Source organism: Paenibacillus peoriae (genome assembly GCF_022531965.1).
GTDB classification, from domain to species: Bacteria; Bacillota; Bacilli; order Paenibacillales; family Paenibacillaceae; genus Paenibacillus; species Paenibacillus polymyxa_D.
The window spans coordinates 592,285-617,004 of record NZ_CP092831.1; the positions used below are offsets into that span (position 1 = coordinate 592,285).

Genomic DNA, 24,720 nt, shown 5'->3' on the forward strand with positions numbered 1-24,720 from the left:
AGCGCGGCTTCCAAGCTTTTTGGAGGACGCGCTTTTTTTGTTGGAGTGAGCATTTTTCTACCATTTTTCTAACCCTTTAATCTAGTAAAGTGGGTTTTTCAGTGCTAATACTCTCACCTGTAATTGAATCGCCAATGTTTTTTAACACCGCCTCTTGGAGATTCGGAAGAACATGTGAATAGGTATCCAGAGTTACATTGATAGACGAATGTCCAAGTTGCTCTTGAACGTTCTTCGGATGAATACCAGCTTTGAGAAGTAAGGTTGGTTATTTTTACACTTTCAGGATTATGCGGTTCCAGAAATTAAAGCAGCATTTTTAAATCTTATTGTTAATGTGCCGGATAAGCTTTTAACCACCATCATAGCATTCACCCTCAAGTTACCATTGGAGGATTTTAAAGCACAAGCTCTGCTAACCTTATGGTTGGCAGAGCTTGTTCGTTATCGGAACTCCGTATTTGTTTTCGCAGCCCCTATCGTTAGATACGCTTAATTTATTTCATTATATCGTTCGACTGCCTTGCTTAGCTTATAATTGAAATTCTCAGGTGTGCCATCCGTAGTGTTCAGGAACTGGCCGTTCAGGTCAGAATCAGATACAGGTTCCTTCTTATTGATGCGTTCAATAATTTTTGAAGCAGCCGCTTTTGCCTCAGTGGCTGAGTCAACATAGTTCCTGATACTGAAGCTGTTAATCCCTTCTTTTTGAACTCGATTCTTGTCTTTTGAGATTGTCATGAGCGCACTTAGATCTGCGGTCATAATGTCGTATTTGGCTTTAAACTTCGTCATATCAAGCTGCAGCACATTGTCGGCGGTGATACCCTGCTCATCCATTTCAATGGCCGTAGCCTCGGCATCTATCATGAACTTCAAGGCATTATACCTGATCTGCTGGTCTGAATCCTTGAGTTTTTGCAGTTCAGCCAGACGCTGCTCGTTACCCAATTTTTGCATAGCCGTGAAGTATTGTTTGGAGACAGTCTCGTAAGCGAGATTGGCACTTACCAGCTTGGTATGCAGCTGTTTTCCTTTTGCGAAGTCATCATCCACGTAGCCTTTTGTATCATAGTAGGCTTTCATCTCGTCCAGGACGGACAACAGATCATTGATGACCGGTGTCAGTTTGATCACTACGGGATCTGCGTTCGCAAAAGCAGGTTGGCTTGCGGTATAGCCGTTCGCTTTATCAATAACTTCCCGCTCAGTTTCAGCAACGCCGAGCATGATGAAGCTGAAGTTCTTCTCGATTACAGGCTGTGTATCCACTCCGAACTTCTCGAAATAATGAACCAGAACCTCATTGATTCTGCCTGTCATCAAGTTATTCAGCCTCACATACGCATTGTATTTTTCGATTTCTTTGCTCTCGCCGGACGTAACGCCTGCAGTCGCTTGATCCACGGTGGATGTAATGGCAGAACAAGCGGACAACATTGCACCCAACATAATAATGGAAATAAAGAATGATAGCTTTCTCAAAATAGTGATTCCCCCGACTGAGTAATTTAACGTGCTCTTCTTTTGTAAGATGTCTGAATAGGAGAGAGAACAACTGACCTCTTCCGGGCGATTAAATTCCCTCTTCGCCGCATACCAATGTTGATTGTAAAACAATCTATTCAATTTTAAATTTATTTGGTGAATAGGTCTTGAGACTTGAGTAGCATAATTTTATAAATTTCTTTGTTGTTGACGATTGCTCTGCCAACTTCCTAAATGCTTGTCTTCCTCTGGTCTCAGTGGTGGTTTCCCCATTGGAAATATTCCTGAAATATGATGTCCCTTATTTCTTTACTAACCATAATCGTACTCCTCTCCTTCACATAAAAGATGATACCTTTGTTGACCTAGACGAACTCATTTTAGTACAATTTTGCTACATATTGGAATATCCTACCCGTTAGCTTAACGTCGCCGTGCAGACTAGTCTGCAACTTTTCAGTAGGCTGCTGTAATATGCCAGCTATGAAGGATCTGGAGAAAAAGATGGGGAGGCGGATAATTCTACACTACAGGATATCGTCCTCTGGAGGACTGGGATCGCAATCAGAAGATATCATGCACGCAGGAGACGGAGAAGGGTACTTTAGAGAGCATTAGGCATCAATGCGTATGCCGGGAGTTCAATTCCCTTCACCAGCATTCTATGAAACTCAAGCACAGCGCGACTTCCAAGCTTTTTGGAGGTCGCGCTTTTTTGTGACTTTGGACAATCTTCTACGCTGAGGTCTTTTTAGTAGGATTATTATGCTAAATATAATTAGTTTTTTTGCTTTGTTTCATGCTAAAGACCGAATTCTTACATTAGTTGCATAGTATATTGACAGATGGTCAATTTTGGTGAAAAATGAAGTTAGTTTTTAAAAAATATGGAATATTTAAGCGGAAGGTGGCTATGGCATGAAGCATACACCTACGATACGAACAGAATTAGACAAATACTTAAAACAAGAGAGCATGAGTCTAACGCAATTCGGGCATATAGCAGGCATGAATAGGGGAATAGTAAGCGCTATTGTGACGGGGAATAAGTCTATGTCTGTTAACCAGCTTGACCTAATTACTGAAGCTATGGGTTTACCGGAGGGCTACTTTTACGATTTATTCATAGAAAACTACATCATCGACACCCCACCGAATATGAGGCGAATCGAGCCGTTTTTGTTTCGCTGTGCGGAGTTGGACAAGTTAGGCGCGATCCGTCAAGTGGTGGGAACCATCATGGACAATCTACTCTATTCACCCAAACTATTTGAGATTGCAGAAATGTTATTAGCGCAGGGACGAAATGATGCTGCATTGCTGCTCTATGAGGGCGTAGCTGAAGCCGAGAAGTACCAACATTCTGAACGTTTAGCCATCTGTCAATATCGCATATTCACGATTCAGATTGGAGATGATCAAAGCCGAAATATCAAGGCTGCTATACTGTTTGAGCCTTATGTCGAGCGACTAGATGAATTAGATCAGCTTGACGCATTGAAGGATTTGGCTAACGTATATAGGGCTTTACGTAAATGGGACAAGGTTGATGAACTAGCCCGAAAAATGAGAGATAAAGCGGAAATCCAATATACTTTGAAACATGAACAGAAGAGTCGAGAGCGTAATGAATCTACTAAGAAGCTAACTCGTCCCTTGTTTGTATACATTTCTTATGCCGATTTATTGTGTGCGAGTGTCTGTGAAGCTCAAGGCAACTATCAACAAGCTCTAGAATATACATACACCTACGCTAATCTAGATTGGGTTAAAGAGACTGACGACGATACTCAACACTGGATTAGCTTGTTCAAAAGTTGGGCAGAAGGTAATACTTACGTATATAAACTGTTGTCAGGAGATATAAGTGTGCTTCAAGATTATGTTGAATATATTGCAGCAACATCCGCCACTAACGAGAATGAGAAAATCTCAAAACTGTTGAATGTTATAATTTCAGCAAACCAATATAGTATAGATGTAGAAGGTATACTTCAGCAATTTGAAGCCGAAATAAATGCTTTTGCACAACAGCAACTATCATCAGATGATATGTATACCCAACAAGTGATACCGGATTATATCGCGTGGTTTGGTTACGAGTTATCTTATTATTATTTACATCGAGGTTCTTACATTGATGGTTTTAAACATTTGATGTATTCATTAGTAAGTTATCATACACTAAATAATGAGACTTGTTTTATAAACTGTTTGGGTTTGTTTTTACATTTTCGGGATTATGCGACTCCTGAAACCAAAGCAGCATTTTTAAATTTTATGGAAAAGGTGTGGATGACCAATGTTGAAAAAAATGGTACTGCTAATCATCGCGGCTAGCTTTTTGTTTATTGTTACTGTGCCGGATCAAGCCCTTAACCACCACAATAGTATTCAGCCTTACGTTACCATCGGAGGTGCTTAACGTAACAAAACCAATCCCCGCTAACCTTAACTGGTCGGCGGGGATTTTTGTTGAACAATCTAAGGGGAACAGTGTGTTGAGGAATCGTACTGGAAATTTAGGCTTTAACTGGTTCAGGTCTTTTTAATTGAAGAGGGGGAGGTATTAGCCAACCCTTTTCTTTATTCATTTTTAAAATACGAACTCCCAAAGCAGTTTTAGTTAGATGATATTTCGCAAATAAAGCCCCGATGTCTTCTCTAATGGATTGACCCATAGCTTGGCTGCAAGATGTCAATCCTACAGAGGTATCTAATGCGATTTTAGCTGCGATTTCGGGATCAGTAAACCTTGCACCAACCGGGATATCCTCAAGTTTCACAGGGGGTCTTTCAGGCAAAATAGGAGCTGGGGCAATCCCATTATCAGTAAGCATTGCGTCGCATTCTTGGATTTCCAGTTTAGCTTGATCAATAAGATCATCCAGTATTTTTTTGAGCTCTTTGTCTCCTGCGTGGTTTAAACATGCTTGGTAAAATGAAACGCTGCCTTTCGCTAACGCTGAAAACTGCCACACACTATAAACTTCTCCGTAATGCATGGGCTCGTCTTTTGGATTCCCGCTTAGGATACCCATTATAAAAACCACTCCTTTTTTAATTTTAATGATGTACAAATTTATGATTCCCAGTAGTGAAGATTTAATGTGTGTATAAGAAATAAGTTCAATTGGCATGCTAAATACATTAAAAAATTGATTGCAAGCACAAATTTAAGGGAGTGGTTTAGGTATGTTGAAAAAAATGAAGATAATGGCTGTTGTTGCATTAATGATTTCAAGCTTTGGAGCGGCAGTAGCATTTGCTGAAAACAGTCAAAACAATATGGGCACAAACGACAATGGTAGAACACAAATGCTAACTACTACTAATAATAATGATAACGATAATAATAATAATTGGGGGTGGCTTGGTCTGTTGGGGTTAATTGGATTGGCAGGTTTAAAACGTCGCGAGCCTGAAAACCACAGTAAAAGATAATCGTAAACAACAACTCAAAAACAACTAAACAATCCCCGCTAACCATACTTGGTCAGCGGGGATTGTTTACTTTTAGATTCAACACACCGATCACCGAATAGCTATTAAGATTAACTAATCTTATTTTTCCGTGATCAATGTGAATTTAGAGTAAATGAAAGGACTCTGCTAATATATTGCCATAAGAGTCTTTATTTGATTACTCACTTACTTAAAGCGTCAGGGTATCTTTACTGTTTTATGGAGTAGTGGGTAATGCAGTTTCCTTCTCTTCATTATTTTTTTGAAGATCAATTACTAAGTATAGTACAAAAACAGGTATGGCAATCGAAGCTCCTTTTAATATATCCTCTATTGATTGTGATCTAACTGTAATAAATATTAGATACGACAAAGCAAGCGTGCCAAAAGTAATAAAGGAAGTGACGACATTTTTAAAATTTAAGAATTCTAATAACCATCGTACCAGTACTTTGAAAGGATATAATATAAGAATTAGTGCAAACAAGCCTATGAATACTTCTATCATATATTCCATTCCAACCGACAAAAACGAGATCCATATGATTCATTTAGCGGACATTCTGACAGAAGGCATTGTCAAACAGTTTCCTGAAAAATTTTAAGTGAGCGCTATAGACGCTGCAAAGCAGATTAGCTTTCTATAAATACCCCAAAGGGTGGCTATGGAAAGCTTTTTTTACCGAGAAGCCGCCTCAAAATATATTTCAATACATATACTTGGAGCATGAACATTCGAAGAAATAGTTTTCGAGAAAAATAGGGAAGTTGGCTTTTATGCAAAATAATATTTTCTAATTTTAAAATGTAGAATGGAGGGAACTTCTTGTGCCACGAGCTTCAGTTATACTGCCAGTTTATAACACTGTGTCCTTTGTTTGGGAAGCAATCCACAGTATATTAGCTCAAACCTATTCCGATTTTGAATTGATTATTATTGATGATGGCTCAACAGATGGATCCGCTTTTGTTATTTCACAAATAACAGATCCTAGAGTGGTTAAAATATTCCATAGTACCAATCAAGGTTTGGTTGCTACTTTAAACGAGGGATTCAATAGGGCAACTGGTGAATATATCGTTCGTATGGATAGCGATGATATTTCTACGCCAGATCGATTGGATGTGCAAATATCATTCATGGATCAAAATCCCTTAATTGATGTATGTGGTGCTGCTTTTACTACTTCTAGTGGAGGGGCACTTAAGGTGAATCCGGCTAGTCATGAAGAAATTAGAACATGGTTGTTATTTCATTGCTGTATCTGCCATCCTGCTACAATATTACGCAATAGCATGATACATCGGCTAAACATTCAATATGATAGTAGTTATCCTCATGCCGAAGACTACGAACTGTGGAACCGATTAGCCTCTCAGGTACAAATAGCAAACCTCCCCATAAGCTTATTATATTATCGTCAACATAAAGGACAAGTGTCCATTCAGCACAGAGCCATACAAGACGACACCGCTCGGAGAATTCGTCAAAGACAGTTTAGCCAGTTGGGCTTGGAATTATCAGATGAAGAGAATCAGATGATGCTGAATATTCTTGAGTTTAAAATTAATCCCTATGATTATAATTGCTACACTAAAGCTGTGGGATTTGCAAATTGGGTGTTAGATCAAAACCGTAAGTATCAGATTTACAATCAGGAACTATTAAGCATGGCTTTTTCGCGGTGTATATCTCATCTTCCATATTAACAAAGATATCAGCACGCGATCGGAAAGTATCCTAATATTCCGCTGGCATGCGTAAATGGAGTGTTTTTTATGTTTACCTGAATGCCCGGTCATAAAACATATTTACACATATATTAAGATGAAGACAAATAAAGGAGGGCTAAAGCTATGAGCGGATGTGCAGGTGCAGCTGTTTGCGGTGTGTGGACTTCTACAGCGGCTATTTTGGTGCTCTATATCCTCTTGGTTATCATCCTTAAATCATGTTGGGTTTAATTTTGCGAAAAGAATTGTATGATAATGACCCATCAATCAAGTTGAACGACCTTCTTTCATTCTGTCCGAAATTAGATTAGATAAAAAGCTCTGCTAACCTTATGGGTCGGCAGAGCTTTTTGCATTTGAACAATTTCCTAATCACTTTATTTAGCCGGATAGAGTCTCTATCGTTGTGTATTTAGTTGAATACTCGCTTAAGGGCTTGCATGATTAAAATTTATTGATTTTCTTTCGTGAGAAAAGAAGCTGCTAACAGTGTAGTATTCGTATAGCCACCTGAAATATTTTCATATGAAAAATTAGCGATAGGAACTCCAATAACTGTAGCAACGTCTCCTTCAAAAATTTCCCCACTTGCTCCCGGATAAACTGCCATTACTGTATTATCATTTTCATCACTAATATAAACGATAGCCGTTGTTCCTATAGGAATGTTATCTTCTTCTATATCTATTACATCGCCGCTTATTTTTACAAATTTGTTTAAGTATAAGTTCAAATTTTTATTTAAGTGTTTTGTTGTTACGGATTTGTCTACTAGATTAATGACTTTGCTTTTATCTGTGGAAGGAAATAAGTCACTGTTTTTAGCAATGAAGTCATAAGACGTTTGTTCCATAGAAGCTTGATCTTCTGTTAACATGGGGGTTCCATCTTTCATGAATTCAGCAAATAAATATTGTTTATCTGTGACCTGATTTGTAGAAGCTTGCTGAGCAGTATTTTCATTGCTTGCTGTTTGTTCAGTAGCAAAGGATGTACTTGAAGACCCAGACCTTGTCGTTGCTTCTTTGAAATTGCTTCCACAAGCTGTTAGAGCTACAGAAAGTAGAGCAATGAGTAGAGCTTTTTTTAACATGACGAATTCTCCTGTGAGTATCCTCATCGGTTGAGGTAGTTGCTCATTTTATCTTGTTACCTTTATTATCGAATATTAGGGTTGAATACATAAGCAAAGCACAGCTTCCAGGCTTTTTGGAAACCGTGCTTTTTTTGTTTAAAAAACGATTTGCAAACTTTTAGTCTAGAAAAAATGTATCGTCCAGTATAGCAGTTTAGGCGTGATCTCGAGATTAGAGTAAATGTAAAGAAGGACTTCATCGGCATGTTAGCCGACATGAAGCCCTTCATATGTTTATTTCGTTGAATATTCGCTTACTTCAAATGTGAGAATTTTGTTGAAGATTACGTAGTCTTTGCGATTGCTGAATGGACCTTTGTTGTTATTATGTTTGTCAATGGCAAAGAAAGAAGCACCTCTACCAGCATCTTTAGCGTCATACCATGCGATGAAGGCATTGAGTTCTTTTTTACTCAAATCGAATTCTTTATCAAATCCATTGTCCATCGTTACAGTCAGAATGGCGCGGTCACCAGTTGGTTGGGAGGCCCCATCTGTATCCGACGGATCGGGCTTAGTGGACGGATCCGGTGTAGTAGACGGGTCAGGCTTTGTAGATGGATCCGGTGTAGTAGACGGATCGGGCTTAGTGGATGGATCCGGTGTAGTAGACGGATCGGGCTTAGTGGATGGATCCGGTGTAGTAGACGGGTCAGGCTTTGTAGATGGATCAGGTGTTGTAGATGTACCCGAATCTTGATAAGGTAAAAATCCTTCAGGAATCGGATATTTAAAATCGCTTGCTCCGAAATTAGCAGTAAGTGTTTTTTCTGATGTTGTACCATTTATAATCAATGGAAAAACTTGCAATCCAGCAAGATCCGAAGGTTTAGCAATGCTTAATCCTTGAGACACCCCATTTTTATACCATGTGATCTTATCGTTGTCTAAATCTAGAGCTACTCCAATCACGTCTTTGTTGCCGAACTTACTACCATAATTGGTTCTTTGAATTCTGTCTGATGTGTTTTTCGTTTTAACAAATAATTCAGGAGTGAAACCATAGGCTGCTATTCTATCCCAAGAGGATGAAGGTAATGTACCTGTCTCTCCAGTAATTCCTATGGCAACTGCGGACTCAACCCATGTATCTTTTATAGTGATCTCCCAATACCATTTACCTGTGGTTTTTCCTATAGATGCTTTGTCAGCTTCATTGATTTTCGTGAGAGTGTTATCCAATGACCCATTTGACCAAGTCACATTTGTAGTTTCTGCTTTTGTAACGGTAGGGAACAATGAGAACACAGTCACTGCAATAAGTAAGGTTAATAAGATACTCCCAATTTTTTTGAACAATTTATTATTCATGACTTCCTCCTAGATTATATGTAATAACAAACTGAATTATAAAACTCGATTACAGGAATGTTTAAACTTTTGTGTTTATATATTAAAATATAAGTTTAATAATGTATTTAAATTTTCGGAAAATACAAGGCTCAACTTATATGTATCTGGTAGCATCTTTATTTTTATTATGTAAAAACTTTTTCTATTTTTCAATATAAAGAAAAATAATGTTTCATTTCTCTTATACTCTTTATTCTTCCAGGGTTTGAACTTCGCTACTAAACTAATAATCGGAAGTATACAGGTTACAAATTAAGTTGCTAGGGGAAAATAGTGAACCATGCATATAAAGTGTTAACGTCGGATATCGAACTATTTGCAACTGTGTCAAGCCTGTAAGAGTATATGTTGTAAAGTCGTTGGGAGAGGATAAGGACTCCAACGGTATATAGCCGTATAAAGCCCTTCTTGTTGTTTATTTAGTTGAATACTCGCTTACTTCAAACGTAAGAATTTTGTTGAATATTACATATTCCTTACGGTTGCTAAATGGACCTTTGTTATTATTGTGCTTATCAATGGCATAGGAAGCTGTACCTGAGCCGGATTGCTTACCTTCATACCAGGAAATGAAGTCATTAACCTCTTTCATGCTCAGATCGAATTCTTTTTTCAAACCAGTATCCATTGTTACAACTAAGATTGCACGGTCACCAGTAGGTTGCTCTGGTTTGCTGGGATCAGTAGGTTGGGTTGGTTCTGGAGTAGGATCAACAGGATTGCTAGGATTTAGTTGGCCGTCAGTGTCAATACTATATATTGATAAGTACTCTTTTGTATTGTTAATAAATTCTACAGAGTGCTTACCATAATCTAAATTAAGTTTCTCAAATTTGATTCTTTGTGTACCATCATCCAGGCCATATAGTGATATTTTTTCAACGAATTTTCCATCAATAAATACATCAACGTCTTTTGAGAAAGACCACCATGTTGTGGAAATAAGTCGGAATTTTGTCCCAGTAAAATTAAACTTTAGAATAGAACCTTCCTTTTGCCATTGAGATGCGTATGTGGATACTCCAATGTTAAACGCCCACTTCCCTCCTAAATATGTAATATTCTCTGAATCGTATTTATGACGTGTCCATCCAGACTCGGGTTCGTTCAGTGCGTCACCAACAGATGCAGCCATAACTGTGTTGTGATTAAGGCTAGTAAAGAAAAATAATCCTAGTAAAAAGGAGATTAATAATTTTTTAAATATATTCATTTTTCCTCCTAATGGTTGTTTAATGACATTAATAGTATATCTAGCGAAAAAGCTTGTCTAAACATTAATATCTATATATTGAAATATGAGTTTAATTATAGAATATATTTTCCGAACAGCAATTACTCTCTGTCACTTCGATAAAATAGGAATTTTTTTGTTTTGCGACAAGCCAAGCAATACTTCGACATGACTCCCAATTAGTATAGAGGAGATTTAAATATTGTAGAGGTGTCTGATAAAAGGAATCGAAAAAGGATTAATCGTATTTTTGTTGGCAACTATTATATGATAGAGACAAGGCTACAATAACAAACGACAACGAACAAAGAAAGGTGATTTCATCCATGCCTTTAAACCGACATCAATTGTACGAGTATCAAGTTTTGGGCAAATAACCGGCTGTACACCCACTTGGAGCAGTTTCCGAAGGGGGGGTTCCATATATGGAAGTGACGAGTGTATTCTCATCCGTGTCTCGTACTTGTTATCTTGGCTAATTTCTTTTACCGAAATACTGATATCTGTAATACCTGACGGAAACTTGTTTATTGTTGGATAGGCTAGAGGTATCTTGTAAACCCATTAAAACTCTATTTCTACGCACTCGTTATGCGTAGGCCAGAGATTCAATACCCTTCGCCGACACATCCCTCATCATTCATAATGACAAGGCATATCCCATATGACTAAGTAAGTGCTTTTTTGCTCACATAGAGGAGGGATATGATTGGATGCATTCGTTTCACGCTCATTAGATGAAATACGATTTTGGTCCAGGATTATGAAGGAGCATTCCTTTTTTCTGGGGTTAGGTTTTAGAGCGGAAGATACTCAACTTAAAACAGAAGCCAATCAGTTTTACGCTATTTTCGAGGATATCGAGAAAAGGTCGCATGAATTTAATAACAAGACAGATCCTTATACAATCAAAGAGTTTAATACGGAAGTTCAGAATGCGGCGACGAATATTTGGGCATTTAAGAGGATGGTACTGGGCCTTATATTACAATGCAAGCTTCCTGGACAAACCAATTTTCCTTTACTGGTAGATCACGTAAGTCGGGAAGCAAATTATTTCAGAAACCGTTTAGGAGAACTGAATTCAGGAACACTTGAACCCTTACCTGATGCTATTATGGACGAAAATGTATTTTTCTTAAAAATCATGGCCGATCACGCAAAATTTATAGGCCATTTACTTGATCCATCCGAACGTAAACTGGTTGAACAAGCTAGGGAGTTTAGTAATGATTTTGATATGCTAATGTTTCAAGCGATTGACCTAAGTCATATGCGACCACAGTCACAAACCGTTCCACTCCTGAGTCAATTTGTTGATGAGAACCGTGTCTCTGTGAAGTCCTTGCGTGATTTTAAGAAAACAGCGCGTGATTTAATCGACGAGTGCCGAATAAAAAGCATTATCCATCCTTTATTAGCCGATCATGTATTTCGTGAAGCTGAGAGGTTCCTTTTTATTCTCGATATGTTTGATCAATCCTTATCAGGTGTTAAGGTGAATAAGAGAGAAATCATGCACTGAGAGAGCCCAGCCAAAAGAACACAGTTTCTGTAAAATATCCAGTGGAAATAAAGCTTTAGACTGAACAAAAAATCAAACAGCGGCGGACCAAGACTTGAAAGATAAAGTCTTAGACAGCCGCTGTTGTCATCCAACTAACGTGTATGAGCATATAGAAAATCCAATATGTCAGCATTAAGTCCCCTATGGAAATGTTCGCGATCAAAGCCGGGAGGGTCTTGCGATGGGAGAAAGGCTGGAGTCCTCATCGATTTCGGGAAGGGACTCAGAAAGGAGAAATGTCCGGCGTTTTTTACTGTTTTGTATTGTACCTTCTTAGGGTCCAGCACGCCATCCAATATTATACGCGCGTGTAAAGAAGGAGTGTACTGATCCTTCTCTGCATCCATCATTAAGATAGGTAGATTAACCGTACGCAAGCTATCTTCAGCTCGAAACCAGACCGACGCTGGCGCTAGTAAAACGAGGCATTTTACTCGGTAATCTGGTGTAACCTCTATAAGCTGGGGCTTTCCGTCCGAGGTCTCGTGAGGAAAAGAAGTCGGCACGCCACCTGCCGCTGCTAATACCGTATAACCACCCATGGAATGTCCAATGAGCGACACAGCATTCTGTATCAAATTGTCCTTGAAAAGCATACTATCGAAAAACCAATCGGTGGCCATATTAAGATGTCTAGGTCTATAGATAAGATTCTGGGCAGTCCCTTCCAGACTATTATCATTTCGATTGTTAAATGGATGCTCTGGAATGCCGACAATAAAACCATTACGTGCTAAATACTGCGCCAAAATCCGATACACAAGCGGTGTACTGCCAGTACCGTGAGAGATGATAACCAAAGGGAACCTTCCTTCCGATGGCCCTGCCTCTCTCGCCAACTCTAACTGGTATGGACCCAATCGCTCTATTTGTTCGGGTTCGTTCGTTGGATACATTACCATCATGGGAAATGTAATGCCTAGAGAGGAATCCTTTATTTCTACTTCTCGCCATCCTGCATAACTATTCTTAAATTCTGCGTTTCTTATCATCCACTATACTCTTCCTTTCTCGAAATTTTTGTTTAACTATCCCCCCTGCCCGTTGCTTAATGCAATAATAGACAGCTACGGAGTGCATACGCCCCATCTCCGATCAGCTTCAATTTTTCTTGTTCACTTCTAATTATTGCTATATATTCAAATCCAAGTATCATTGGCTGCCGTTAATTCTGACTCTGATCCTCCAGTATTTACCACTCCCCTCGGCTCTACTAGCATGATATGGCACTCCTCATGGGCGAAAGGTTTATGTTCGACCCCCTTAGGTACAATAAACATCTCTCCCTGAGAAACTTGTACCCGTCCATCTCTAAAATCAATGAACATCTCACCTTCAAGTACAATAAAGACCTCGTCGGTATCCTGATGATCATGCCATACAAAATCCCCAACTATTTTCACCAATTTAAATTGATAGTCATTCATTTCACCAATAACTTTCGGAGACCAATGATCACTAAACTTAGATAACTTTTCATTCAGTTTGATGGATTGATACTTCATAATAACCTCCTTGGAATTTCCCGAAATTCAATTACAATAATAAGAATATTGAAATTTGGTACTTTTATCTACCACCTACAATGGTTAAATGATTGTTCACTCTGAAAAACTAGATATCCTCAGATGGATTTATAATCGCCAAAACCTGGTGATCCTCCCATTTTCCGTTGATCTTTACGTTGCTTCGAGAGATGCCTTCTTTGTGAAAGCCAGCCTTCTCAAGCACACGTATGGATCCTGGATTCTGGGGAGAGGCTTCCCCGAAGATCCGGTGAAACTTTAGCTCATCGAAGGCATAGTGAACCACTTGCTTCACCGCCTCCGTCGTATAACCCTTTCCGTTATATGCTTGGTCTAGACTGTATCCGATCATACAGCTCTGAAGCGGTCCTCTCACCACAAAAGATAGGCTTATGCTGCCTATAATCCGGTCGTCCTCCTTGTGGCATACCACGAAGGAATATTTCCGGTCTTCCATCATGTCGGCCTTGCTTTTAATAATCGTCTGGAGCTGGTGCTCCTCCGTATAGTACTTCTCTTGGTTGTTTGGCGAAAACTTCTCAAAGAATTCTCGATTGCGCTTGTACATTGCTGCCAACTCTGCGGCGTCCGTCTCCTCAGAGAACCGGATGTATACTCGCTGCTCCGACATCTGCACCATCCTTCCAAACTGTAATATTGAAAGAATTATATCACAGGATGAAGATTGGGAAATTGATTTGATGAATGGTGTATATCAGGCAGCATTCCTTTGAATGTTAACTAAAAATATATACCGTAATTATTGGATTGGATATAATGTTTTCTAAAAAAGGAGGATATATTGTAATGAATAATGCTTACGAAGTGCTTGAGGAGCGTATATCCGAATGGGGAATCTCTAATGAGGAAATTATTGCGGTTTATATCGTTGGGTCCCGGGCAAGAGAGGACAAGCCTTTTGATGAGTTTTCTGACTTGGATGTAGTCGTCTTTTCAACGAATCCAGATTACTATCTTCAAAATGATCAATGGTTACTAAACATCGGCAAAGTTTGGACCAGCTTTATGTTTCGAACGGCAAAAGGGGATCCGGAAAAACTCGTTCTCTTTGACCAAGGGGCTGAGGTTGATTTTCTATTCCGTCATATTTCTGATCTGGATCATATAATCAAAAATGGACGTATTCCTGAAGGATTTCAGCGGGGGGTCAGGATGCTGCTCGATAAGACGGGGAATGGAAATCAAATCATTTCTCAAACCACAACGATCCCGGATACTCCTCTAATATCTGAAGGTGCTTATCTACAGGTTGTTAACATGTATTGCTTCGCCTCTCTATATGTGGCTAAACAAATTTTGCGTAATGATCTGTGGGTAGCTAAGCAAAGAGATATGGACTGTAAACAATTATTGCTGCAAATGATAGAGTGGCATGCAAAAGCTGTACATGGATCGGAATATGATACTTGGCATGCAGGGAAATTCATGAATGAATGGGCTGATCAAGATGTTGTTACTGATTTGAAGAAATCTTTTGGGAAATACGATCCCAATCATAGTTGGGAAGCATTGGTCGTATCCTTAAAGTTGTTCAAACGATTATCCTCGGAAGTGGCAGCTAAGTATAAATACGCGTATCCGGATGAATTATTTTCCCATATTCAAAACTGGTTAGGGGGACAATATGATAAGCATAGATAAAAAGTCGAGCACCCTAATTGTTGTACTGCATGAGATTTATGGGATTAACAAGCATATACAAAATTTTTGTAGCCTATTATCAGATCAGGGTTATGATGTCATTTGTCCAAATTTACTAGGCAAAGAAACGCCTTATGACTATTCGCAAGAGGAAAGTGCCTATACCAATTTTATAGAAAATATAGGATTTGAACGCTCTTTCTATCATATCGAAAGTTTATTATTAAGTATTCGAGCTCGCTATAAAAAGGTATTTATCGTCGGCTTTAGCATAGGGGCAACGGTTGCCTGGCTGTGTAGTAAAGAAAAGTATGTTGATGGAATTGTAGGATACTATGGCTCTCGTATTAGGAATTATTTAGAAATAACTCCACATTGTCCAACACTGCTTTTTTTCCCACAGGAAGAACCATCATTTAATGTGGATGAGCTCATTTCAATTTTAGATAACCGTAATATCCGGGTACATAAATTCAGCGGACAGCACGGATTCAGTGATCCGTACTCTCCCCGATATAACGTACATTCGGCTCAGCAATCATTTAACGAAACGGTAGAGTTCTTCAAGAGAGGTTGATCAATGAACAGCTTCATCCAGCCCACACCTGTTTCATTACTCTGGGGAAACGCACAGTCTTGATATGCGGATTAGTCATATGTATACACATCATTGACTATGAAAAGGAGACGTATGTGGCTGTGGCTACCTTTTTTTCATAATACCATTCAACCTTCTCCGGCAGATGGGGCAAAAGCGGCGGATCAGAGCGGGAAAGCTTCTTAATTTATCCTGCTTACTACGACAGGAGTTAACTTTCAGGACTCCGCCATTGCTATTGCCCAATTCAAACAGTCTGCTTGATTTGAGGTAATGCGAAAAATAAAAGGACTCTGATGATCTAGTCGACCTCTATCGAAAATATCTCTTTAAAACCTCTTTTACCCTCGGCTGTAATACGTATCGCTCGGGTTGTAGGCAGACGCTCGATCCAATGTAATTCGAATAATCTGTCCAGAATAGCACTTCCTAAAGCACCGGCAAGGTGATGGCGTCGTTCACTCCAATCCAGGCATTTATGTGAGAAGGAGCGGCGCTTTTGTCTTGTTTTTGTAAGGTCAATCTGAAAGTCAGTGAAGAAAGTCTCTCCTTGGTCCGTAATATGAAGCCCGTCCTGATCCTCGGAAAGAATCCCCTTTTGCATGAAAAAATTCATGAGCTGTACGCCTAATTGACCCGCAACATGATCGTAGCAAGTTCTTGCCAACCGTATGGCCTCGTTTTCGGAGGCTTGTTTGAATGACTTGATTGGAACAGGTGGAGCTATGGATAAAAATGACTCCATCACCCGGGCAACTTCGGGGTCTTGAATGCCATAGTAACGGTGACGCCCTTGTTTTTCCACAGTAACGACGTGTGCCTCGGTCATTTTAGCCAGATGGAAGCTGGCCGTTTGCGGTTTGATGCCTGCCATATGGGCCAATTCACTTGCCGTGTGGAACCTGCCGTCTAATAAAGCGGTGAGTATAGCTGCACGAGAAGGCTCGCTAACAAGAGAAGCAATCATAGCTACATTTGACTTGGTGCTCATGGCACGGTTATCCCCCTTTGTAATCCATACTTCGATGAAGGTTGAAATATTTATATTTTACAATAGGGAGGTAGATCTGAATAGAAGGAGAAGAGATAATGAACCCAATAAATCAGATGAATGGAATGAATCATAGCCCAGACGTTAAAACGATTAACCCTAGCATTTTATATTACGGAACCCCTGTGATTTTACTCAATACGGTGAATGAGGATGGAACGACCAATATTAGCCCGATTTCCTCCTCGTGGGCATTAGGAGATTGTGTGGTACTAGGCATTGGAACAGGTGGCAAAGCATTAGAAAATATGGAGCGGCATCCCGAATGTGTAATCAATGTTCCGGGACCTTCCATGTGGGAAAATGTAGAACGTTTGGCTCCTTATACAGGTAAGAATCCTGTTCCAGCGGAAAAAAAGGGACATGGATTTATGTACCATAAAGATAAGTATGAGATCAGCGGACTCACTTCGATTGAGTCGAATAGGGTCAAGCCTGCCCGAATTAGGGAGTGCCCTATTCAAATTGAAGCCAAGGTGAGGGATGTAAGAATTCCTGACCATTCTCCTTATTTTGCTATCGTCGAAACTCAAGCCATACAGGTGCATGTTCATCAGGATATCATCCTCGGCGAGAACCATATTGATCCGACAAAGTGGAGTCCGCTCATCTATAATTTCCGCCATTATTTTGGTCTGGGTGAGCATTTGGGCAAAACCTTTCGATCCGAAACCTGATGCTTTAAATAAAATGATAATATCCTACCTGAATAATGAGAATTTTCTTCCCAAATCGTTCTTTTTGTGCGAGAATAATTGAAAAATCATCCATGACTACGCATACAGGAAGAGACGATTCATACAGCACGTATAACAAGGGAGGAAATAATCATGTCAGAAGAACGCAAGCTGTCATTCGAAACTCTCGCTGTCCATGCCGGACAAGAGATTGATCCTACTACCTTTTCCCGCGCCGTTCCGTTGTACCAAACCACTTCATATGGATTTCGGGATGCCGAGCATGCGGCTGATTTGTTCTCGCTGAAAGAATTCGGCAACATTTATACGCGTCTGATGAATCCGACCACGGATGTGTTCGAGCAACGGATTGCAGCACTGGAAGGCGGGGCTGGCGCGTTGGCCACAGCTTCGGGAATGGCGGCGATTTCCTTCTCCATTCTGAACATTGCGGGAGCTGGAGATGAAATTGTATCAGCCTCCAGCCTGTATGGCGGTACATATAATCTGTTTTCTACCACACTGCCCAAATTGGGTATTAAGGTGCATTTTGTCGATTCGGATGATCCAGAGAATTTCCGCCATGCCATTACGGATAAAACGAAGGCCATCTTTGCCGAAACGATTGGCAATCCACAGGGCAATGTGCTGGATGTGGAAGCAGTAGCGGCGATTGCGCACGAATATGGTATTCCGCTGATTGTGGATAACACGTTCCCAAGTCCTTACTTATTGCGTCCTATTGAATACGGAGCGGACATTGTCGTGCATTCGGCAACGAAGTTTATTGGCGGACATGGTACGTCTATTGGTGGGGTGATCGTGGACAGCGGCAAGTTTGACTGGAAAGCGAATGGTCGTTTCCCGGGGCTGACTGAGCCGGACCCGAGCTACCACGGAGTTGTTTACACCGAGGCGGTGGGACCTATCGCATATATTATCAAGGCACGGGTGCAATTGCTACGGGACTTGGGAGCTGCCATTTCTCCGTTCAATTCATGGCTGCTGCTTCAAGGCTTGGAGACACTTCATCTGCGGCTGGAAAGACATAGTCAAAATGCCTTGAAGGTAGCGCAATATCTCGAAGGCCACAAGGATGTGGAGTGGGTAAGCTACACCGGGTTGCCGAGCCACCCGTCCTACGCATTAGCTCAAAAGTATTTGCCGAAAGGACAAGGAGCAATCCTGACCTTTGGTATTAAAGGTGGAAGCCAGGCGGGAAGCAAGCTAATTGCGAATGTAAAGCTATTTTCTCATTTGGCGAATGTAGGTGATTCCAAGTCTTTGATTATTCATCCGGCAAGCACAACGCACCAGCAGTTGAATGAGGAAGAACAGGTTGCTGCCGGAGTCAAACCGGAGCTGTTACGCCTATCTGTCGGGACAGAAGCAATAGACGATATATTGTATGATCTGGAGCAGGCGATCGCGGCCAGCCAGCAGTAGTAGCAGTAGACTCTTCTTAGACTAAGTGTGACAGAGCATTCGTGTAGCATCGCAAGTGATTTTTCGACCCAGATCGGTATTCGTTCAGGGTTGATCAGGCGGGGGGCAACCTCCGTCTTTTTTTGCGTGTTGACAACATACCCCCATAGGTATATATTATACCCCATAGGGTATATAAGGAGGGGAAGAAGTGGGTAGAAAAATAGTTATTATTGGCGGGGTAGCAGGTGGAGCTTCTGCTGCTGCGAGATTGCGTAGATGGAATGAGGAAGACGAGATTACTCTGTTTGAACGCGGAGAGCATGTTTCTTTTGCGAACTGTGGCCTTCCCTACTATATTGGCGGGGTAATCCCTGCGCGAGAGAAGCTGTTTCTCCAAACACCTCAAGGGATAAGAGACCGTTTTAATATAGATGTGCGGGTACTGAAAGAAGTGATACAAATAGACCGGGAGCAGAAGCTCGTCCATTTCCGCGATATGGTTACAGGGGAAACAGATGAGCAGCCATATGATATTGTGGTATTGTCGCCGGGAGCCAAACCGATGATACCGGACATTCCCGGATTACATGAAGCTATGAATCTATTTACATTAAGAAATATTCATGATACGGACGTTATTAAGGCATATGTAGATGAAAGACATCCAAAGCATGTCACGGTGATCGGGGCCGGATTTATTGGGCTGGAGATGGCCGAGAATTTGCGAGAGCGTGGACTTGCAGTAACTATTATTGATATGGGACAACAATTATTGAATCCGCTGGACCCTGAAATGGCTAAATTGGTAGAACAGCATATGAGACTGAACGGGGTGGAGGTGCGTTTAGAGGAAGGAGTCACGGCTTTTGAAGAGCAGGGTGCACAACTTCGTTTGACCTCCGGGGGTGTGCTTCAGACGGACATGGTTATTCTGGCGATCGGTGTTGTTCCTGAAAATGAGTTGGCCAAGCAAAGCGGATTGGAACTTGGTTTTCGCGGCGCCATCCAGGTTAACGCCCAACTGCAAACCAGCGATCCGGCCATTTATGCGGTGGGGGATGCCATCCAGGTCAAGGACCGCAATCATGGGTTTGCAACGATGGTATCGCTAGCTTGGGGAGCCAATCGTCAGGGGCGCTTGGCAGCAGATCATATTAACGGTCAGACAATTTCTTATGATGGGGCGCTCGGAACATCCGTCATTAAGACCTTTGCATTGACTTCAGCATCTACAGGTAATAATGAAAAAACATTACAGCGGCTGGGTGTTCCTTATCAGGCTGTTCATATTCATCCCGGTTCGCATGCTGGTTATTATCCTGGCGCATCACCCATCGCTATGAAGCTGCTCTTTAATCCCGAGAATGGGATGATCTATGGGGCGCAGGCTGTTGGAGCTGATGGAGCAGACAAAAGAATTGATGTCATTGCGACGGCTATTCGTGGTCATTTGAACGTCCGAGAACTGGCTGATATTGAACTTGCTTACGCACCTCCCTATTCTTCAGCAAAAGACCCTGTGAATATGGCTGGCTACGTGGCTTCGAATATCATGGATGGGCTGGTCCAAACGATACAGTGGCATGAAGTTGATGATTTTCACCGAAAGGGTGGTCTTATTATTGATGTTAGGGATGCAGTGGAGCTACAGGCAGGAGCCATTCCAGGTTCGATTCATATTCCTCTGGCCGAGATTAGAGAGCGGATGGCGGAAATCCCTAGTGATCTGGAGATCGCGGTATCCTGCCAAGTTGGTCTGCGAGGCTATATTGCGGCCCGAATTTTGATCCAATACGGTTATCGGGTGAGGAACGTTGATGGTGGCTATAAGACGTATTCGGTTATGGCTGAACGTGATCATCTCTTAAAATAGTTCATCACCCATCCAATCTGGTTGAGGTGATCTGTTACTTCGCCGTGCAGCGCACCAAAGAAAGTATCTTGTAGCTCCACGGTAACGGTACCTTTTTCTGCTAGTGCGTGGTAAGCCTGCTTAAGCTCGTCCTCACTTTCACAGTCGAGAATGATTTGTACATGCTGTGCTTTCAGCGGCTTACCGTAGGAATCCGAAAAATGGATATGACTGCTACCCAGGTGAAGTTCAGCGTGCAAGAGTCTGCCTTCCTGCTTGTTTAGCACTTTGATTTTTCCGCCTAAAACCGATTGGTAATAGTCAATTGACTGCTGCACGTCGTTTACAATGACAAAAGGGCTTGCACTTCTCATGGAATCATTTCCTTTCCTGTCTTTAATGTAGGATTGCTACTGTACATTATTTACGTTATTCGCAGAGTTTACCCCTTTTCTGATCAAATTATGGCTTGGTTCACTGTGTGACGTCTGTTACAATAGAAGAGGCATATACGAATGGATAGAAAAGAGGTTGAACAGTGGGCACTTCAGTGATTTGGGAAGCAGTTATATATTGGGTAATCTTGGTGATTTCCGCTCTGTGCGTGATCGCAGTATCTGGTAGTCGGAAGACGGCAAGCACGATTATTTTGGCGCCCGTTGTTTTATTCTGTACCATATTTATGATGCAGGGCTCGGTGTTTACTGCCATGCAGCACCCGACGATGGGGTCTAATGTGGGTTTGGGTATGGCATTTCTGACAACATGGGTAGTCAGCGGAATATTGTTTGCTGTAGCGCTTGTAATTGCTTTTATTAAATATAGCAAGAAGAACAAGGCGTAATTTAGCCCTAACCTCATATGAATAAAGGCTTTCGGTGATGTGCCGAAAGCCCTTTTTGTATTCCTTCTTAACCATGCAGGATGTCTCCGCTTATCTGCGTCTTCTCATAAGCAACACAACGATCAGCACGACGATGATCACGATCAATAGGAATTTCATATTCGATAACCTCCTTGGTCTGTCTCATATTTGGTATTAACCATTTTTAGTTAGTATGCACCGATGGATCTCAAGCAAGTATCTATTGTCGAGTTCTTGGGGAAATTTAGAATGTGGGATCAAAAAGAGGTTTACAGGCTTAGCTGGAAAGTGTATACATAAAGTAAGGGAGGCGATTGCCATGAGTGATCGTGCATTTCATTTGTTCTATATTATTTTCTTAACGGTTCTGGCACTTGGAAGTGTTGGTGGAGTCGCTTGGTGGCTGCGCTCTGTCGGTCGTCAAGAGAAGGAAAAAAACTGAATTCAACATGGGAATACAAGCCCAGTGCATCTTCCAGTAGGAGGGTGCATTTTTATGTGTTATAATGGGAACATATGTTCTTTGTAGGAGGGAAGACGATGTTGCCAGATTTGGAACGAAAGCTGCTACGTATTTTGTATAATTATTTCGCCCAGCATCGCCACATGCCCACAATGGCGGAATTGACCGTAAAAACGGGCAAGCGAGACGCTGAAATTACAGTCGCCTTGCGACATATGGAACAGGAGCGCTACATCACTTGGGAAAACAATTCGGGTACCCAACATGTTGTTTTACTGGAAGGATGGGAGCGTCCCTCGACCCAAAGGCGCACTCAAGCCGAAACAAGACGTTCCACTACGCAAACGATGCCGACCGATGGTACAGAATATTGGACGAATTATTAAAAGGTATATAAAACTGGAGAATTAATGAGTTTTTAAGGTGCATATCATTTAGTTTTAAGAAAGCGAGACTATAATGACCCTATTAACCCCTTTTTGATCAAGCTATAGGCCCTGTCGATGTATCGACGGGGTCATTTTTTTGTTCATGATACGGTTTCCGTAAAATGAAAAATCCCCCGGGGATCATCCGGAGGATGGGTGCAGTTTGCATGTACTGCACAGCTTGCCCAAACTTCATCGTTTGATGGCATAATATATATTCAACCCCTGCTACCTTGCAATATATGGTCAGCATGTTCATAAGGGGCAGTGTGATTCCACTGTTCATTTTCCAAACGACAAAAGCCCTACCTCTCTTTCGTCCTTGCGGCTCCGATGACCGCGCCAGTGTGAATGTGAAAATCTTCGGCAAAAGCTCAAAATTCTACATTAGGGTTATACATAAAATTTGGAGAAGCTCCATACGGTGATTAGGAGTAATAGCTTGTTGCGTGGAATCTTATGGGGTTAATACATACTTTAATAGTATAGCAGGAATATATCTAAAACACAAGGTGTGTTTGGTTTCTTAATTAAGAATAGCACGATTTCCCATCTATAAATTGCAGACTAAAAGCCGTCTTCGTATTGTAAAATGCTCAAGCAAGAAGGTAAACTTTTGATGGTTGGACTCCGATATTGAATACACAAGATATTTTAGAGTGTACGGATGAAAAGAGGGGTAGCAATTTGCCGACCTATAAGCGCTTTATTCAGCATGTTATCCTGAACTATATTATAGGTTCGTTTATCGCTGTATTGTTGGTAGGTATGATTTTTGTATTTTCCACCTTAAATGTAGCCCACCATGAAATTTGGGGTCTTGTTAAAATTATTGTATTTTCCAGTGTTATTATGATTGCTTGTGAAACCATAGTGTTTCGAATCCATTTGAGACCGGTTCATCGTTTTTTTCTAGGTAACCAGGAAACACTCAAGGATGTAGAAGCGGTGTATATCCGGGTTCATCATCTGCCTAATTTGTCAGTTTTACGTATTGTAGGACCGCATTTGTTAGGCTTCTCTATCCCGGCAACCGTCATTGCGTTATGGATGATACATACTGGACAACTTACTTTTCCCTTTTATTATGTAGGAATCGCCTGTATAGGAGCTTGTCTGGTCGCTTCCATGCACGCACTGGTTGAATTTTTCCTGACCATGAGAGCAATCAAACCACTGCTGGAGGAAATTCGGGATCGAACCTACCAGCAATATGGATTGAGCCTGTCCCTGCGAGGACGAGTCCTGCTATCGCTTCGGCATAAATTTCAGTTAAGTGCGACGCTCATTGGTGCTTTTCCTTTATTTTTATTTTGTTTAGCTACACAGATTCGCTTGGAACGTTTGGAGGCGGCGAATTCTAGTTCCTATTGGGCATGGGCGGGTGCGATTTTAATCTTTGGTGTAGCCTTTGCTTATCTGGGAGGCAGGTTGCTGACCCGTGAGATCGAACAGCCGATCCACCACCTGCTGGAAAAAATGAATGAAGTGAAGGAAGGCCGCCTGAACAGTAATGCCAGCGATTTGTATTCGGACGAATTTGCGGAGCTGGTCGAAGGATTTAACATGATGATTGAGGGCCTAAAGGAACGGGAAGAAAAGAACGGTCAGCTATTGGACAGTTACTTCGCCACCTTGGCGGCAGCACTGGATGCACGAGATGCCTATACCGCAGGACATTCTTTGCGTGTAGCTGAATACTCTGTACTCATTGGGCGCAAGGGAGGTTTGAATGAGGCGGACCTCGATTTGCTGCGCAAAACAGCCTTGCTGCATGATATCGGTAAAATCGGCGTGGCTGACGCTGTGCTACTCAAGGACGGCAAGCTGACGGACGAGGAGTTTGATCAGATTAAAATGCACCCGGTTATGGGGGAGAGCATTCTCCGGCAAGTTGAACCGGCTTATGCTATGGCCCCTTATTTGCCTGGCGTGCGCTCGCACCATGAACGTTATGATGGCAAAGGATATCCTGACCAGCTCGCTGGGGAAGATATCCCCTTATTTGGACGAATCATTGCTGTAGCGGATGCTTATGATGCAATGACGTCTAATCGCCCCTATCGGCAAGGTATGAAGGAAGAGAAGGCGGTTATGATATTGGAGGAGGGAAAGGGAACCCAATGGGACCCTTATTTTGCCGAATTATTTGTCAAGGAGTGGCGCCGGAACAAAGGCATCACAAGCTGATTCT

At 41.4% G+C, this 24,720-nt stretch carries 23 protein-coding genes and 3 pseudogenes; 15 read left to right on the top strand and 11 right to left on the bottom strand.

Annotated features, from left to right (window positions below):
• Positions 1–76: 76 nt before the first annotated feature.
• Together MLD56_RS02720 and MLD56_RS02725 are read right to left on the bottom strand one after the other, a co-directional pair.
• Positions 77–265, bottom strand: a pseudogene (locus tag MLD56_RS02720) (tyrosine-type recombinase/integrase); the annotation flags it as partial.
• Between the two features lie 227 nt (positions 266–492).
• Complete coding sequence (locus MLD56_RS02725) at positions 493–1,485, bottom strand: YiiG family protein (protein WP_029516023.1); 993 nt, start codon at positions 1,483–1,485, stop codon at positions 493–495.
• A 921-nt stretch (positions 1,486–2,406) separates the two neighbouring features.
• Here MLD56_RS02725 and MLD56_RS02730 point away from each other — a divergent pair.
• Positions 2,407–3,828, top strand: a complete 1,422-nt coding sequence (locus MLD56_RS02730; protein ID WP_029516022.1) for a tetratricopeptide repeat protein — start codon at positions 2,407–2,409, stop codon at positions 3,826–3,828.
• 182 nt (positions 3,829–4,010) lie between these two features.
• Here MLD56_RS02730 and MLD56_RS02735 read toward each other — a convergent pair whose 3' ends face one another.
• Complete coding sequence (locus MLD56_RS02735) at positions 4,011–4,529, bottom strand: DUF3231 family protein (RefSeq protein ID WP_029516021.1); 519 nt, start codon at positions 4,527–4,529, stop codon at positions 4,011–4,013.
• 154 nt (positions 4,530–4,683) lie between these two features.
• Between MLD56_RS02735 and MLD56_RS02740 the strand changes: the two genes are divergently transcribed.
• From MLD56_RS02740 to MLD56_RS02755, 4 genes and pseudogenes are all read left to right on the top strand, one after another.
• Positions 4,684–4,932 (top strand): WGxxGxxG family protein, encoded by a 249-nt coding sequence (locus MLD56_RS02740; protein ID WP_029516020.1) that lies wholly within the window; start codon positions 4,684–4,686, stop codon positions 4,930–4,932.
• Between the two features lie 542 nt (positions 4,933–5,474).
• Positions 5,475–5,558 (top strand): annotated as a pseudogene (locus MLD56_RS02745) (glycosyltransferase); the annotation flags it as partial.
• Positions 5,559–5,781: 223 nt separating this feature from the next.
• Positions 5,782–6,663: a glycosyltransferase family 2 protein gene (locus tag MLD56_RS02750; protein WP_029516018.1), complete on the top strand. Its 882-nt coding sequence runs from the start codon at positions 5,782–5,784 to the stop codon at positions 6,661–6,663.
• Between the two features lie 147 nt (positions 6,664–6,810).
• Positions 6,811–6,918 (top strand): hypothetical protein, encoded by a 108-nt coding sequence (locus MLD56_RS02755; protein WP_023986758.1) that lies wholly within the window; start codon positions 6,811–6,813, stop codon positions 6,916–6,918.
• A 220-nt stretch (positions 6,919–7,138) separates the two neighbouring features.
• Here the strand turns inward: MLD56_RS02755 and MLD56_RS02760 are convergent, their stop codons facing one another.
• The 3 genes and pseudogenes from MLD56_RS02760 to MLD56_RS26080 form a co-directional block, all read right to left on the bottom strand.
• On the bottom strand, positions 7,139–7,780 hold the full coding sequence (locus MLD56_RS02760) for a hypothetical protein (protein ID WP_029516017.1): 642 nt from the start codon (positions 7,778–7,780) through the stop codon (positions 7,139–7,141).
• A gap of 276 nt (positions 7,781–8,056) precedes the next feature.
• Positions 8,057–9,133, bottom strand: coding sequence for an SPRY domain-containing protein (locus MLD56_RS02765; RefSeq protein WP_241113465.1), 1,077 nt, complete (start codon positions 9,131–9,133; stop codon positions 8,057–8,059).
• A gap of 457 nt (positions 9,134–9,590) precedes the next feature.
• A pseudogene (locus MLD56_RS26080) lies at positions 9,591–9,872 on the bottom strand (ran-binding protein 10); the annotation flags it as partial.
• Between the two features lie 1,246 nt (positions 9,873–11,118).
• Here MLD56_RS26080 and MLD56_RS02775 point away from each other — a divergent pair.
• Positions 11,119–11,934: a DUF2935 domain-containing protein gene (locus MLD56_RS02775; protein ID WP_029516014.1), complete on the top strand. Its 816-nt coding sequence runs from the start codon at positions 11,119–11,121 to the stop codon at positions 11,932–11,934.
• A gap of 134 nt (positions 11,935–12,068) precedes the next feature.
• On the opposite strand, the gene MLD56_RS02780 is transcribed toward MLD56_RS02775, so the two are convergent.
• The 3 genes from MLD56_RS02780 to MLD56_RS02790 form a co-directional block, all read right to left on the bottom strand.
• The gene (locus tag MLD56_RS02780) at positions 12,069–12,968 is read right to left on the bottom strand and encodes an alpha/beta hydrolase family protein (RefSeq protein ID WP_029516013.1); all 900 of its coding nucleotides are present in this window, start codon (positions 12,966–12,968) and stop codon (positions 12,069–12,071) included.
• A gap of 147 nt (positions 12,969–13,115) precedes the next feature.
• The gene (locus tag MLD56_RS02785) at positions 13,116–13,481 is read right to left on the bottom strand and encodes a cupin domain-containing protein (RefSeq protein WP_029516012.1); all 366 of its coding nucleotides are present in this window, start codon (positions 13,479–13,481) and stop codon (positions 13,116–13,118) included.
• A gap of 109 nt (positions 13,482–13,590) precedes the next feature.
• Positions 13,591–14,133 (bottom strand): GNAT family N-acetyltransferase, encoded by a 543-nt coding sequence (locus MLD56_RS02790; RefSeq protein WP_080658582.1) that lies wholly within the window; start codon positions 14,131–14,133, stop codon positions 13,591–13,593.
• Between the two features lie 176 nt (positions 14,134–14,309).
• Between MLD56_RS02790 and MLD56_RS02795 the strand changes: the two genes are divergently transcribed.
• Positions 14,310–15,164 carry an aminoglycoside 6-adenylyltransferase gene (locus MLD56_RS02795; RefSeq protein ID WP_029516010.1) on the top strand — a complete coding sequence of 285 codons (855 nt, stop codon included), beginning with the start codon at positions 14,310–14,312 and terminating at the stop codon, positions 15,162–15,164.
• Positions 15,148–15,741, top strand: coding sequence for a dienelactone hydrolase family protein (locus MLD56_RS02800; protein WP_029516009.1), 594 nt, complete (start codon positions 15,148–15,150; stop codon positions 15,739–15,741). The genes MLD56_RS02795 and MLD56_RS02800 overlap by 17 nt, the downstream gene beginning before the upstream one ends.
• Positions 15,742–16,063: 322 nt before the next feature.
• Here the strand turns inward: MLD56_RS02800 and MLD56_RS02805 are convergent, their stop codons facing one another.
• Positions 16,064–16,753 (bottom strand): ArsR/SmtB family transcription factor, encoded by a 690-nt coding sequence (locus MLD56_RS02805; RefSeq protein WP_029516008.1) that lies wholly within the window; start codon positions 16,751–16,753, stop codon positions 16,064–16,066.
• Positions 16,754–16,851: 98 nt separating this feature from the next.
• On the opposite strand from MLD56_RS02805, the gene MLD56_RS02810 reads away from it, so the two are divergent.
• From MLD56_RS02810 to MLD56_RS02820, 3 genes are all read left to right on the top strand, one after another.
• Positions 16,852–17,490 (top strand): flavin reductase family protein, encoded by a 639-nt coding sequence (locus MLD56_RS02810; RefSeq protein ID WP_049816915.1) that lies wholly within the window; start codon positions 16,852–16,854, stop codon positions 17,488–17,490.
• Between the two features lie 153 nt (positions 17,491–17,643).
• Complete coding sequence (locus MLD56_RS02815; RefSeq protein WP_165148041.1) at positions 17,644–18,936, top strand: homocysteine synthase; 1,293 nt, start codon at positions 17,644–17,646, stop codon at positions 18,934–18,936.
• A gap of 190 nt (positions 18,937–19,126) precedes the next feature.
• Positions 19,127–20,791, top strand: coding sequence for a CoA-disulfide reductase (locus tag MLD56_RS02820; protein WP_029516004.1), 1,665 nt, complete (start codon positions 19,127–19,129; stop codon positions 20,789–20,791).
• Here the strand turns inward: MLD56_RS02820 and MLD56_RS02825 are convergent.
• On the bottom strand, positions 20,776–21,144 hold the full coding sequence (locus MLD56_RS02825; RefSeq protein WP_029516003.1) for a VOC family protein: 369 nt from the start codon (positions 21,142–21,144) through the stop codon (positions 20,776–20,778). The genes MLD56_RS02820 and MLD56_RS02825 overlap by 16 nt on opposite strands.
• Positions 21,145–21,308: 164 nt before the next feature.
• Between MLD56_RS02825 and MLD56_RS02830 the strand changes: the two genes are divergently transcribed.
• From MLD56_RS02830 to MLD56_RS02840, 4 genes are all read left to right on the top strand, one after another.
• Positions 21,309–21,614 carry a hypothetical protein gene (locus tag MLD56_RS02830; RefSeq protein WP_238794843.1) on the top strand — a complete coding sequence of 102 codons (306 nt, stop codon included), beginning with the start codon at positions 21,309–21,311 and terminating at the stop codon, positions 21,612–21,614.
• Between the two features lie 340 nt (positions 21,615–21,954).
• The gene (locus MLD56_RS25955; protein WP_256026045.1) at positions 21,955–22,077 is read left to right on the top strand and encodes a hypothetical protein; all 123 of its coding nucleotides are present in this window, start codon (positions 21,955–21,957) and stop codon (positions 22,075–22,077) included.
• 98 nt (positions 22,078–22,175) lie between these two features.
• Complete coding sequence (locus MLD56_RS02835) at positions 22,176–22,484, top strand: hypothetical protein (protein WP_029516002.1); 309 nt, start codon at positions 22,176–22,178, stop codon at positions 22,482–22,484.
• 729 nt (positions 22,485–23,213) lie between these two features.
• A complete protein-coding gene (locus tag MLD56_RS02840; RefSeq protein ID WP_029516001.1) occupies positions 23,214–24,716 on the top strand; it encodes an HD-GYP domain-containing protein in 1,503 nt (500 codons plus the stop codon).
• Positions 24,717–24,720 lie beyond the last annotated feature (4 nt).

Coding starts and splice junctions, on each gene's coding strand:
- MLD56_RS02795 (WP_029516010.1), top strand. CDS start 14,310: ATGAATAATGCTTACGAAGTGCTTGAGGAGCGTATATCCGAATGGGGA.
- MLD56_RS25955 (WP_256026045.1), top strand. CDS start 21,955: ATGAGTGATCGTGCATTTCATTTGTTCTATATTATTTTCTTAACGGTT.
- MLD56_RS02740 (WP_029516020.1), top strand. CDS start 4,684: ATGTTGAAAAAAATGAAGATAATGGCTGTTGTTGCATTAATGATTTCA.
- MLD56_RS02815 (WP_165148041.1), top strand. CDS start 17,644: ATGTCAGAAGAACGCAAGCTGTCATTCGAAACTCTCGCTGTCCATGCC.
- MLD56_RS02785 (WP_029516012.1), bottom strand. CDS start 13,481: ATGAAGTATCAATCCATCAAACTGAATGAAAAGTTATCTAAGTTTAGT.
- MLD56_RS02825 (WP_029516003.1), bottom strand. CDS start 21,144: ATGAGAAGTGCAAGCCCTTTTGTCATTGTAAACGACGTGCAGCAGTCA.
- MLD56_RS02780 (WP_029516013.1), bottom strand. CDS start 12,968: ATGATAAGAAACGCAGAATTTAAGAATAGTTATGCAGGATGGCGAGAA.
- MLD56_RS02835 (WP_029516002.1), top strand. CDS start 22,176: ATGTTGCCAGATTTGGAACGAAAGCTGCTACGTATTTTGTATAATTAT.
- MLD56_RS02810 (WP_049816915.1), top strand. CDS start 16,852: ATGAACCCAATAAATCAGATGAATGGAATGAATCATAGCCCAGACGTT.
- MLD56_RS02760 (WP_029516017.1), bottom strand. CDS start 7,780: ATGTTAAAAAAAGCTCTACTCATTGCTCTACTTTCTGTAGCTCTAACA.
- MLD56_RS02800 (WP_029516009.1), top strand. CDS start 15,148: ATGATAAGCATAGATAAAAAGTCGAGCACCCTAATTGTTGTACTGCAT.
- MLD56_RS02790 (WP_080658582.1), bottom strand. CDS start 14,133: ATGTCGGAGCAGCGAGTATACATCCGGTTCTCTGAGGAGACGGACGCC.
- MLD56_RS02730 (WP_029516022.1), top strand. CDS start 2,407: ATGAAGCATACACCTACGATACGAACAGAATTAGACAAATACTTAAAA.
- MLD56_RS02765 (WP_241113465.1), bottom strand. CDS start 9,133: ATGAATAATAAATTGTTCAAAAAAATTGGGAGTATCTTATTAACCTTA.
- MLD56_RS02755 (WP_023986758.1), top strand. CDS start 6,811: ATGAGCGGATGTGCAGGTGCAGCTGTTTGCGGTGTGTGGACTTCTACA.
- MLD56_RS02735 (WP_029516021.1), bottom strand. CDS start 4,529: ATGGGTATCCTAAGCGGGAATCCAAAAGACGAGCCCATGCATTACGGA.
- MLD56_RS02805 (WP_029516008.1), bottom strand. CDS start 16,753: ATGAGCACCAAGTCAAATGTAGCTATGATTGCTTCTCTTGTTAGCGAG.